Here is a 10,591-nt window from a genome sequence, read left to right on the forward strand (position 1 = left end):
ACCCTCCAGAAGTTCGGATACAGCCGTCTCCAGGATCTTTCTGCAGTTAGTTACTGCATTCCTGAGCGTATTTCTTGTAGATGCATCCATAAAATCTCCCTCCGGAATAATTACGATCCCAAGTCGATCAGAATCTCACTCCGGAATAATGACGATCCCATTATCGATCAGCTTGAGCAGTTCCTCTCTCAGTGCTTCGATGGCAAGTTCAACCGACTCCCTGCTGTCAAGCCGGGAGGGGAACGATGCCGAAAGCCGCAAACGCTGGGTCTTTATCTCTGGATCCTTCACGAGAAGTTCCTGCACCATGGCGAGCGCCTCCTGCGTTCTCCCTGCGACTGCAGCGATATCGGCGTGCATCTGGCCTAGACTGGCACGACAGGTGGCGCACTTCCACACCTCTTCACTGAACCGTAAGTCCGTACACCCCACGCTTTCGAGTTGAGAGAGCACGATTTCCTGATCTCCCTCACCAAGCCCGGCAAAATCGGGATCTTGGGTCACCTCCTCAATCGCCTGCCGATAGAGATCTCTACGCATCTGGTGAACAGCCTCATACTCGTCCCGGAAGGCTACAACAAGTTTATTGGAGAGTTCAGTAATCTTGTCCACTTGTTCATAGAATGTAGGCGAGGAGAGAGTTTCATCAAGCGCTTTGCTTATCTGAGGAAGCTCGATCTGAGGGGCCACCTCGTGAAGGATTTTGCGTGCCCGCGAGACTGTTTCGAGGCATTCTTTTGTAATTTTTCGCTTGAGCGCAAGATACTTCCGGTGCGCTGTAAGCAGATCAGTTCCATAACCGTCGATGAGCGTGAATGTATCGTTTGGATCTGAAGACTTGATGGACGAAAGTTGATCGAAGTAATCGTCGACAACATCCCCGACGGGAAGAATGTACGAGCGAATGCGTGTTCTCAACTCTAAGACATCATCGTAGTATTTCGCTGCAAGGGCTTTGAACGCAGAGACGATCTTGGCCTCGTCGATATCAACCTCCACTCCCTCGATCTCCCTGTGCAGATCAGAAGCTCTTACGAGAGCTTTGAGTGGCGGTCTGCCGGTACGTTCAACAAACCCTGCATTCCTGAATTGGATATTGTTGATAAAGGGCACCCTGGCCTGGGGATCGGCATAATTCCGGTATACTTTACCCTCGTGAAGAACCTCGATCATCCCTGCACGAAACAGAGCGGCAAGCACGACCTTCAGCACGTCGGTATCCCAGCCGTAGCCAAACCCGGAAAAATATTGTTCCAGTTTCCTTCCCGTCTCGCGCTCTCCACCGTATTCCTTAGCCTGGTGAATCCGTCCGAAAATTTCCTTAGCTATAGGTGCTTCGGGGTTGAGGACATAGTTCTGCCCATCTCGAATGACCAGTGAGAGCGAATCCTCCCCTTCATAAAATACCGGTGGTAATCCATTGAGATTCTCAGCTTTGAGAAGTAATTCTGCATCGTTGCCTCTGAGTTTTACTGCACCCATCTCGAATTTCGGGAAAAGTTCTGGTACAGCATACTCGAAAAATCCTCTGAATACGGCGCTCAATGATGAATTCCCAAACGAAGAACTGTCCTTTTTCCTTCCACTAAATATACCGGTACCTTGCATCAATGCTTCGGTGATCTTATCATTGAGACGGGATCTGATGCGGCTTCTCTCATGTTTTTCGTTATCAAGACTCTCCCGCTCGACATTAGTGATCTGGTTCTGCGCTGCCAACCGGGAATACTCTTCAACCATCCAATGGGATGCATGGTATTGTGCTACGAGATCATCAATCTCCGGGGTGAGCGCCATCACCCAGAACAGCGTTTTGTCCTCGATCCTGCTCTCATCCTCAACAGCCTCGTTTTTCTTGGCGATCTCAGAGGGCGAGTCCGCTATCATAATAGAAATAGGAATTAACCCTGGTTCACTGATTCTTACTCCATCCACGGAGTATTCAACCTTGAAATTCTTCCTCTTATATTGGAAGTTCTTCAATTTTGTATCTGAGACGATATCTCTAATAACATCATGAAGGATAGCAATCCGGTCGGCAGGCTTCGGGTTGAGGTGGCGGCGCCGCTCTGCACCCCAGTTCTTCTCCCCAGCAGACTGGATCTTCCACCCCTCTTCGGTATTTCTAACAAAATCAGCTTCTTTCAGCCGCTCAAGTGCTTCCTCCACCTTCTGAATGGGCGCAGATTCATGAATAGACTTCAGCATCAGCGCGGCAATATTCCTGGTCGTCCTTGGGACTTCGCGTACGAATTCGAGGAGAGTGATTGTCTTTGCTACCCGGAGCGCCCAACCGTCGTCATCAGAGAATGTCTCGGCAATTTGAGCGATATCAGATCGGCGCTCCTGAAGGCTCCCTTCGACAAGTTCATAGATGTCATCTAGGGCAACAAGTGTCCCAATCGGTTTGGTGGCAAGATTTGTTCGCTCGGAAACGAGCATCTCATATGCCTGCTTGATGATCGTCCGGTTGCTCCCGCCGATATGGCGTGTCGCTCCTGGTTGGCGACGGATTCCATCCATGATCTTGATGGAGAGGTTGATGAAATGCGGAAGATAGGGGTAAAATTGCACGAAATCCTCTTCAGTGATATCGCTGCGAATCGGAGTGCGCTCAAGATGGCATTGTTCAAGCAACTTCCCATGGCTGTCACGATAGATTTTTTCGAGAATAGGTTTCGCTTCTTCTTTCTTGGAAAGAACGCGCCGGGTTGCAACCTCTCGAATATCCTCCGGGGAGAGATCCACCGTAAAAAAACGATCGAGAAGGCGTGGAAACTTGACGTTCTTCTCGTCAATCGTGTTAATGACATCCTGCAATCGTTCTTGAGAGGTCACTATCACCCACACGGGCGCGATGATCTCTCCCCTTTTGAGTCGGTTCTTGCTCTCCTTTCCGAGCCCTTCGATGATAACCCGAAGATCCTCCAGCTTGGCGTCACTTCTCCCCACATACTGGCCGACTTCGTCAATAACGAAGAAAAGAGATTTCCCTTTCAGACGCCGTTCGCTCAGTTCGAAAACCCGTGTTACGAAATCTTCCACTGAGAAATCTACGGATTTTCCGCGCACCGTATTTCGCCATGCCAGTACATCGGGATAGGTAGCAGGATCGAGCTGGTGCATCACCGCACTCGCCCGGCCTATCTTCTCCGCACCGTTTCGCGCCTCCTCCCAGGGCACATCCTGATAGAGTTCATTATATGCAGCAAGGAAGTCGTCGTATCTTCCTGTTTTTTCAAGCCAGATTTCCAGTTCTGCTATATCAAAGTCCTTTGAGTATCCCAGATTTTCGAGCAGAGAACGGTACATCACCTCGGAAATCAGTTCTTTACCGCCTTTTCTTACATAACTCGTATTTGCGATATCGAACATGATGACTTTCGCTGGAATTCTGGCGTTGATATTGTCGATGTAACTGCTAATTCTCTGATCGTTGAATTTTTTCTTGAATAATTCGGAAGCGCTTGAACCGCAAATTTGGGGGTTGGAGAGTATTAGTCCGAGATTTTTAGCAAACGATGACTTTCCTGAGCCAAAGAAGCCAGAGATCCACAGACCCATCTTCTCGATCTTCTGGTGGGTCTGTGGACTTTTTGCTATGGCCACAAGCGTATCCGCAAGTTGTTCTTTGATATTATCAGTCGGGACGTATTCTGCTATTTCTTCATAGATCGTCTGTTCATCGTCCTGGTAGACTTTGATGATCTCCTCAATCTGCCGTGACAGATCTCGTTCAATTAAATCTTGAATCAGTTCCATGCTCTCCTCCAATTTTATCATCACAGGATTTCAACACGGTAATTGCCCATGGGTTCCCTGTCCCGCATATCCATGAAGCGAAGCCCTGTTATCCCATCCAGCGATCCGGGATAGAACAATATCGTCGGGACCATTGTTTTACCTTCTAGCTTATCCAGCAGCACGTGTACCTGATAGAGATCCGGTGCCATTGCTGCGACGTGGATAAGAAAGACGATATGAGTCTCAGGGTCGATGTTTTCGAGGCGTTTGGCGATCTTTTCGACGAGTGGGCAGCGGTCATTATCGGAGAAATACGTGATTATCTGATCCTGGGCCTCCAGGAATCCGGAATCCTTCTCAAGGTTTACAACTGCACTATATCCTTCGATCGGGTTCTGCTGTTCAATGGTTTCCAGTGACTCCCACAGGAGTTTTTCCATTGAAAGACAGACAATATGCTTTCCTTCGTTTTCCAGTTGAATCCCGATGTTTGTTATTAATCGCCGCAGCTTCCACTCATCGCTTGGAGCGTAGTGAAAGATCAGGAACGGCAAAGTATTGATAGCATTCAATTTCAGAGGTCGTTTTTTCAATTTTCGCTCAAGATCTGCGAATCTACTTTCGAGTGAGGACATCTGCATACTCCCTGAGTGATTTAGTGGGAAAATCGATTCGGATGACCGATCCTGCTCCATGATAATTCAACAGACCTTCTTGATGGCATTCGAGGAAAAATCGCTCTACTGACCGGGGGTTCAAGAAGAATAGACCCCAGTCGGGATGATTTACCAATTTTTCCCCTGGATTGCCTTCATTGTACAGGTACAAAGCAATAAACGCAAACGCCTGATTTGGGAGATAAAACGAGGCGATCTTTTTATTTGTCCCTCCTTCCAGAATGCCGAAATCGCGCAGTGTAGCCATGAGATGGCGTGTTACTATACTAATGGTGTTTTCTGACCACCGCGTTGTCGTTTTCCCTTCGTTGACAAACCTATAGATCTCTTGTTTCATTTCATCGGTGGTGACACTCATCTGTCCTCGCATTGCATAGGTTTCCAGGATCTTGGTTGTATCATAGAGCAATTTGTCTGCCTTTGCTGAAAAATAGAATAAAATCGGATGTAGTATCTCATTTGCGACGTTTTTCTTTACAAGATATGCCAGTGCAGATGCTATATCAAGGTCAAAGAAGTAACGTTGATGAAATATTTCGAGTTCATCATCGATCCGTGATCGTGATGATTTGCCGAATATGTTTTGCTCCCGAATGCGTGAAAAATTCTCTCTTACCGACGCACCCTCATCCCAAAATTCAAGAAGAGTCTTTGTATCGTCCAGTAGGGCTGTTGCTTTGATAATTTTCGAGGTGTATCGTGAGTGTCCAATTGAAGATATTCGGTTTGTTTTCTTCGGGGTACTCATTAAAAGGAGACTTCACTATGAAAATAGATAATTATAACTATTTGAGATGTTCATAAAACTACTTTCTAAGTTTGCTCGGTGCAGTATGCATTGTCAGCTCCTCTGTCTCCAATTCCTAGATCGAATCTGCATGGCTTCATCTACTAAAGGTTCTTCATACTTTTCTGCCGAACTTGTTCGCGTATCTTATGTTTTTAGATGACTTCAGTGTCTGAGTATGTTCCCGATAAGAGGTCTGGTAACCTACCTGGAAACGTGGCTTAGATGCACTACTCGTTAATTTCGGACACATATGTTAGAAAATCCAAAAAATCTAAATTAATTTGCATCAAACACCCTCCCCATGAGCTTTCTCGATAAATTATCAAAGACGCTCGACCTCTGGCTGTCGGATGAAGAAGAGGAAGATATCAACTATCAAAAAGGGGCGGATTTCGAGGCATATGTCGCGGGCCTTTTCACCCAGAGATACGACTACTTCGCCATCAGCGACTGGACGCGGGACAACCACGATAAGAGTAAGGGTATCTATGTAGAGTCCAACACCAATCCCGATCTTGTTATCCGCTACAAGCCGACGAACGAGAAGTTTGCCGTCGAATGCAAGTACCGCTCCGGGTTTTACAGGAGCCAGAAGATCAATGGGCCCGTTGTCAAATGGGCGTCCCCCGACCAGATCAAGCGATACAACGCCTACTCCCGGTCAAACCGCATTCCGGTCTTCGTGGTGATCGGTGTCGGCGGCAGCCCGAAAAATCCGGCAATGATGTTCTGTATACCCCTCAAGGATGCGAAATATCCCGAGATCTACCCGAGCGTCTTTGAAAAATATGAGCGGGACCCCGGCAAGCCCTTCTTCTGGCGGGACGGGATGCTGAAATAGTTCTCTCACCCCCGCCAAGCACCTTCACCAGCATGACCACCACCCCGCCCGCCACCCTTCCAGCACCTGGATCCGGGCTTCGAAATCCTCATCGCACCGCTCCATCTGCTGAAGAATCTTACAAATCCACTTCAGGTCCCCGTTCGTCTCGTAAACGAGCTCTCGGGAGGTCCTTGCGTCAGCCATCCTGGTATCCTCATGGGAAGCAGTAGGACGCCGGAGGGAAAAGCCTGGCCGTAAAGGCTATCATGGGAGAAATTGCGCTTGTTCATTTCATAAAAATCTGAAAAGAGGTGTTAATCGGCGTCTTCAGCGCCCGAGAGTGTGGAGAGGAGCCTCACGACCTCCTCCTTGAGTGCGGGGATATCGCGATCCACGACCACCCAGATCTCGTCAGGATCCACACGGAAGTATGCGTGAATCAGGATATTTCGAAGGCCAATTATCTGTTCCAGGGAACGCCGGGAGAAGCGCTTCGCAGGTCTATAGGAAGACATGCGGCTGCTTCCCCGATGATCTGAAGGTGGTGAATCATCCAGACCTGCAACAGTTCATCCTGCAAAAACGCTTCCCTGCCCCGGATCGCATACCGCTCAATATCCTCGATTGCTTCCAGTACGTCGAGGAGCCGCTCGTTCCCGTCACTCATAGTGGCACTGCCTCTCCGAGGATCCGCTCTCTGTATCGCTCCTTGAGCGCTGTCTCCGTCACCACGTCCACCCGGCATCCGAGAACCTCCTCCAGGTCCTGGATGAGCGCGATATGGTCGAGGAGGCTCCTCCCCGGCTCCCGGTCCACCAGGAGATCCAGGTCGCTCCCCTGCCCTGCCTCGCCGCGGGCGACCGACCCGAAGATCAGCAGGTTCGTGGCGCCGTGCCGTCTGGCTATTGCGAGAATCTTGGAACGTTTCTTCCGGATCAGATCCTGCGTGACGGACATGGCTGTTCGATCAGTTTTATCGGAGGTTGGAGATATAAATTTGCCCCCCGGTAACTGCGTCGTTAAAAAAAGCCCCTGTATGGCCGCCCTCACGATGATCCCCTGCCCCTCAAGCAGGGGATGGGGGTTATTCTGATCGATGACGGACGCTAGATCTGCTGTCTCTCACCCCACCGCACCTCCCCGAGCCACTCCACCCCTGAGTCCTTATACGCCGGATACCGCTTCCACTTCCGTACCTTTGTCGGGTCGATCGTGAACGCCTCGTCTGCTCCCGCGCTCATGCCGCCATGCCCATGTCGGAGACCGCGAGCCCGGCAGCCGGCCGGGTCCGATCGTTGTGGATTACCCATGTCCTACAAGTATTTTTGTGGGTCATATATTGCGTTTTGTGACCCACAAATTCTGTTGTGGATCGTAGATGACCCACAAACCCTGAGGTATGGTGTGTGTATACTCCGGTATGCACAACGAATTTTGTGTATACCGGATCGGGGTATTGATATACACAAAACCGTTTGCAGATATTCTGGATCGTGCGGAAGCATCCCTGCGGGTCAACGCGAATCAGTGTCCGGGCGGGTTCGCGTATGCTGGAACAGAGTTCCCGAGTCGTTCGCCGACCTGCTGCAGGGTGACTGGTAGATGCAGCAATCGTTCCATAACGCATATATCCCTGGACTGCAAGGTATCTTTAGTTTACAAAATACCAATATATTTTGATATTGTAAACCGAAGCTGTGACGGTGAGACAGGATGACCATGGGAGAACGGATACGATCGGCACGTATTGGGGCAGGTTTGAGCCAGAGGGCTCTGGGGCGGGAGGTGGGACTGAGCGCCATGGCGATCTCGAAATACGAGAGCGGCAAAGTCGTCCCGAGCTCCGGGGTCATCATTCAGTTGAGCGAGGTCCTGGGAGTGAGTGTCGACTACTTCTTCCGCTCCATATCGGTGAACCTCTCACAACCGCAGTATCGGTGCCGCAAGCCGCTCAAGAAAAAAGAGGAGAGGCAGATCCATGCAGAGGTTCGGGAGTGGTTCGAGAGGTACCTCGAGATAGAACTGATCCTGGGCGAGGAGAAGACCCTTACGCTTCCTTCCCCGGAGAACTGCCGCATAACGACCCTGGACGATATCGAAGACGTGGCGCAGAGCGTCCGCGATGAGTGGGACCTGGGGCTGGACCCTATCGAGAGCGTCATGGATGTGCTGGAGCAGCACGGCGTTAAAGTCGGCGTCATCGGAGCCACGGATAAGTTCGACGCGCTGACGTTCTACCACGAAGATTCAACGCCCGTCATCGCCGTGAACAGCGATATGCCCGGGGACCGCCAGCGGTTCAACCTCGCCCACGAACTCGGCCACCTCCTGCTCCGGATCGAGGGAGACGTCGATGAAGAGAAGGCGGCCCACCGGTTTGCCGCTGCGTTCCTTGTGCCGAAGAAGATGGCGTTCAGGGAACTTGGGGAGCAGCGCCGGAACATATCCCCGCGGGAGTTCTACGTCCTCAAGCATAAGTGGGGCATGAGCATGAGTGCCTGGCTCCACCGGGCTGCCGATCTCGGGATCATATCGGAGAGCACTTCGGAACGCCTCTGGACCCTCTTCAATAAGCATGGATGGCGGCAGAATGAACCGGGAGCCCCGCTTCCGTCGGAGCGTCCGACGCACATGAAACTGCTGGTGCTCCGTGCGTTGAGTGAGAAGAAGATAAGCCAGTCGCGAGCCCGGGAACTCCTCGGGAGCGAACAGCCGATCGAGCATTATATGGACTCATTCTAGGCGATACTCGTGAGGAATATCCGGCTCCGGTGTTCTGTCGATGCAAATTACATCTTCGACCTGGATGCCGGCGGAATCCTCGATTGCCCCTCAGGTCTCGGCTATACCTTCCTCATGGCGAACTTCATCGCCCACGAAATAAAGACAGTCCCCCCCGGAGAGGTTGCGGCGTTGCGGCCTGGAGATCGTCGACCTGGATCCCGGGCAGGTTCTGGAGATCTATGAACTCCGCCAGAGACATCGGGGACTCTCCCACAGAGACCTGTCTGCATTTGTCCTGGCATGGGATACGCGTTCTGTGCTGGTGACTGGCGACGGTCCCTTACGCACGATGGCCCAAGAGAACGGCGTGGAGTGCCACGGAACATTGTGGATCCTGGATGCCCTTGTGGATGAGGGTATTCTCGAGGGAGCGCGTGCCGCAGATGCCATACGGTCGATGCTGGCGTATGGCCGGTGGCTCCCGAGGGCAGACTGCGAGGCGCGAATAGAGAGGTGGGATCCGTAAGCCCGGTCGTTCCCGATAGCCGTAGCCTTCGCACTCACTACAAAACCAGAGCCCCTCCATACTAATCCAGATTAGAACTAGTCTGGATTAGGAACTTCATCGACCACGAACCCGAGCGCAGGGCCAACAGATACCGCATTTCGAACCGCGTGGGGTGTTCCCGGTGTGGTAACATGACCAAACACGGGAAGGAATGAGGAACGCTTCCTGAATCGGTTAGGTGCTCCGATTGCGGGTCGGCATCTATGAGAAGGAGAAACCCACAGTATACGAATACCGACATTGCCATCGTTTATTCCGAATAACGGCTACCCCCTCCTCACGCTCTGCACAGGGTGGTGCGCTCGGTCATTAGCCGGGCGCACTGCCCGGCTATGGGATCTCGTAAGTCTCCCATCGCCCTAACTACGGAGGGGTTTCACATACAATCGAAATCGAGATCGATCAAGTCGTCGGCCTGTCAGGCCGACATGATAGGCCGCTACACTACCAAGGCGCTCTGTGTCTCGCTGGGTATTGTATCGTCCCAAGATGGCGAGGATCCGACCTTTGGCCTGCTGACCACAGGTCAATCCATCTGCTCGCGCCCGGCCACCTCCCGGTGCGATACCGGGCGCACCACCTGGCTGGCAGTATCCATGGTCCAGTTCGACTGTCGCCTTGGTATGGCGGAGTCACAACCAATTGGACCATGACAGATGAGACTGCATGTAGACTGATCGATCATGGCGGACTGAGAGAGTCCATCGACCAATCATCTCGCACAAAGATGTATCATGACCCCCGATCTGGAAGCCGGCACGTCAACCGCTCTGTCCGATCATCTTTGGGTAATGTAGCTCACGGGTAGTATAGCGGCCTATCCTGCGGTCCTACCACACCCGCACGATCGATTGGGTCCCCCGCGAACACGCATCCTGGTGCAGACAAATCCCGCTCTGTAGAAATGATTACAAGAATCTGAATTGAGTGGGATGCGAGGGTTCGCTTCAGGTTGTAGAGGATGATTTTGATTTTAATTTCCTTGGCCTGGAGGCGGTATTTTCTGGATCTCAGGCTTTCGCCGAGAGTTCGTTTCAGGACGGAGAAGACAGTTTCCACGAGGTTTCTGCGGTGGTAGGTCTTCTCATCGAAGGTGCTGGCGAGCTCCCTCCATACCGTCCATGGATCCGTTTCCGCTTCCGTGTTCGGACCGGGATAAGGGATATTGCATGGATCTCTTCCCGGATCTGGCGATGGATGGACTCGGCATCGTACCCCTTGTCGAGGACGTAACAGGCAGCCTGCCGGGTTCGATGGGACTCTTT

Annotated in this window: 8 protein-coding genes; 2 read left to right on the forward strand and 6 right to left on the reverse strand. The window is 51.5% G+C overall.

Features of this window, described 5'->3' with window-relative positions:
• Positions 1-135 precede the first annotated feature (135 nt).
• The 3 genes from brxC to QMC96_11905 are packed head-to-tail and all read right to left on the reverse strand — an operon-like array spanning position 136 to position 5,169.
• Entirely contained in the window at positions 136-3,783 is a 3,648-nt protein-coding gene (gene brxC / locus QMC96_11895; GenBank protein ID MDI6877462.1) for a BREX system P-loop protein BrxC, read from the reverse strand.
• Entirely contained in the window at positions 3,783-4,379 is a 597-nt protein-coding gene (locus tag QMC96_11900) for a DUF1788 domain-containing protein (GenBank protein ID MDI6877463.1), read from the reverse strand. Before QMC96_11900 ends, brxC begins: the two co-directional genes overlap by 1 nt.
• Positions 4,360-5,169 carry a DUF1819 family protein gene (locus tag QMC96_11905; GenBank protein MDI6877464.1) on the reverse strand — a complete coding sequence of 270 codons (810 nt, stop codon included), beginning with the start codon at positions 5,167-5,169 and terminating at the stop codon, positions 4,360-4,362. The genes QMC96_11900 and QMC96_11905 overlap by 20 nt, the downstream gene beginning before the upstream one ends.
• Before the next feature lie 343 nt (positions 5,170-5,512).
• Here QMC96_11905 and QMC96_11910 point away from each other — a divergent pair, with 343 nt between their 5' ends.
• Positions 5,513-6,052, forward strand: a complete 540-nt coding sequence (locus tag QMC96_11910; GenBank protein ID MDI6877465.1) for a hypothetical protein — start codon at positions 5,513-5,515, stop codon at positions 6,050-6,052.
• Positions 6,053-6,076: 24 nt separating this feature from the next.
• On the opposite strand, the gene QMC96_11915 is transcribed toward QMC96_11910, so the two are convergent.
• The 3 genes from QMC96_11915 to QMC96_11925 all read right to left on the reverse strand — a co-directional run bounded on the left by QMC96_11915 (position 6,077) and on the right by QMC96_11925 (position 7,275).
• Positions 6,077-6,238: a hypothetical protein gene (locus tag QMC96_11915; protein MDI6877466.1), complete on the reverse strand. Its 162-nt coding sequence runs from the start codon at positions 6,236-6,238 to the stop codon at positions 6,077-6,079.
• A gap of 459 nt (positions 6,239-6,697) precedes the next feature.
• Positions 6,698-6,991 carry a nucleotidyltransferase family protein gene (locus QMC96_11920; protein MDI6877467.1) on the reverse strand — a complete coding sequence of 98 codons (294 nt, stop codon included), beginning with the start codon at positions 6,989-6,991 and terminating at the stop codon, positions 6,698-6,700.
• Between the two features lie 149 nt (positions 6,992-7,140).
• On the reverse strand, positions 7,141-7,275 hold the full coding sequence (locus QMC96_11925) for a hypothetical protein (protein MDI6877468.1): 135 nt from the start codon (positions 7,273-7,275) through the stop codon (positions 7,141-7,143).
• 478 nt (positions 7,276-7,753) lie between these two features.
• Here QMC96_11925 and QMC96_11930 point away from each other — a divergent pair, with 478 nt between their 5' ends.
• Positions 7,754-8,776 carry an XRE family transcriptional regulator gene (locus QMC96_11930; GenBank protein ID MDI6877469.1) on the forward strand — a complete coding sequence of 341 codons (1,023 nt, stop codon included), beginning with the start codon at positions 7,754-7,756 and terminating at the stop codon, positions 8,774-8,776.
• Positions 8,777-10,591 lie beyond the last annotated feature (1,815 nt).

It is taken from the genome of Methanomicrobiales archaeon (assembly GCA_030019205.1).
In the GTDB taxonomy this organism is placed as follows: Archaea; Halobacteriota; Methanomicrobia; order Methanomicrobiales; family JACTUA01; genus JASEFH01.

Bases quoted from the DNA above. Each gene is read 5' to 3' on its own strand.
- QMC96_11910 (MDI6877465.1), top strand. From the start codon at position 5,513: ATGAGCTTTCTCGATAAATTATCAAAGACGCTCGACCTCTGGCTGTCG.
- brxC (MDI6877462.1), bottom strand. From the start codon at position 3,783: ATGATAAAATTGGAGGAGAGCATGGAACTGATTCAAGATTTAATTGAA.
- QMC96_11900 (MDI6877463.1), bottom strand. From the start codon at position 4,379: ATGTCCTCACTCGAAAGTAGATTCGCAGATCTTGAGCGAAAATTGAAA.
- QMC96_11915 (MDI6877466.1), bottom strand. From the start codon at position 6,238: ATGGCTGACGCAAGGACCTCCCGAGAGCTCGTTTACGAGACGAACGGG.
- QMC96_11905 (MDI6877464.1), bottom strand. From the start codon at position 5,169: ATGAGTACCCCGAAGAAAACAAACCGAATATCTTCAATTGGACACTCA.
- QMC96_11930 (MDI6877469.1), top strand. From the start codon at position 7,754: ATGGGAGAACGGATACGATCGGCACGTATTGGGGCAGGTTTGAGCCAG.
- QMC96_11925 (MDI6877468.1), bottom strand. From the start codon at position 7,275: ATGAGCGCGGGAGCAGACGAGGCGTTCACGATCGACCCGACAAAGGTA.
- QMC96_11920 (MDI6877467.1), bottom strand. From the start codon at position 6,991: ATGTCCGTCACGCAGGATCTGATCCGGAAGAAACGTTCCAAGATTCTC.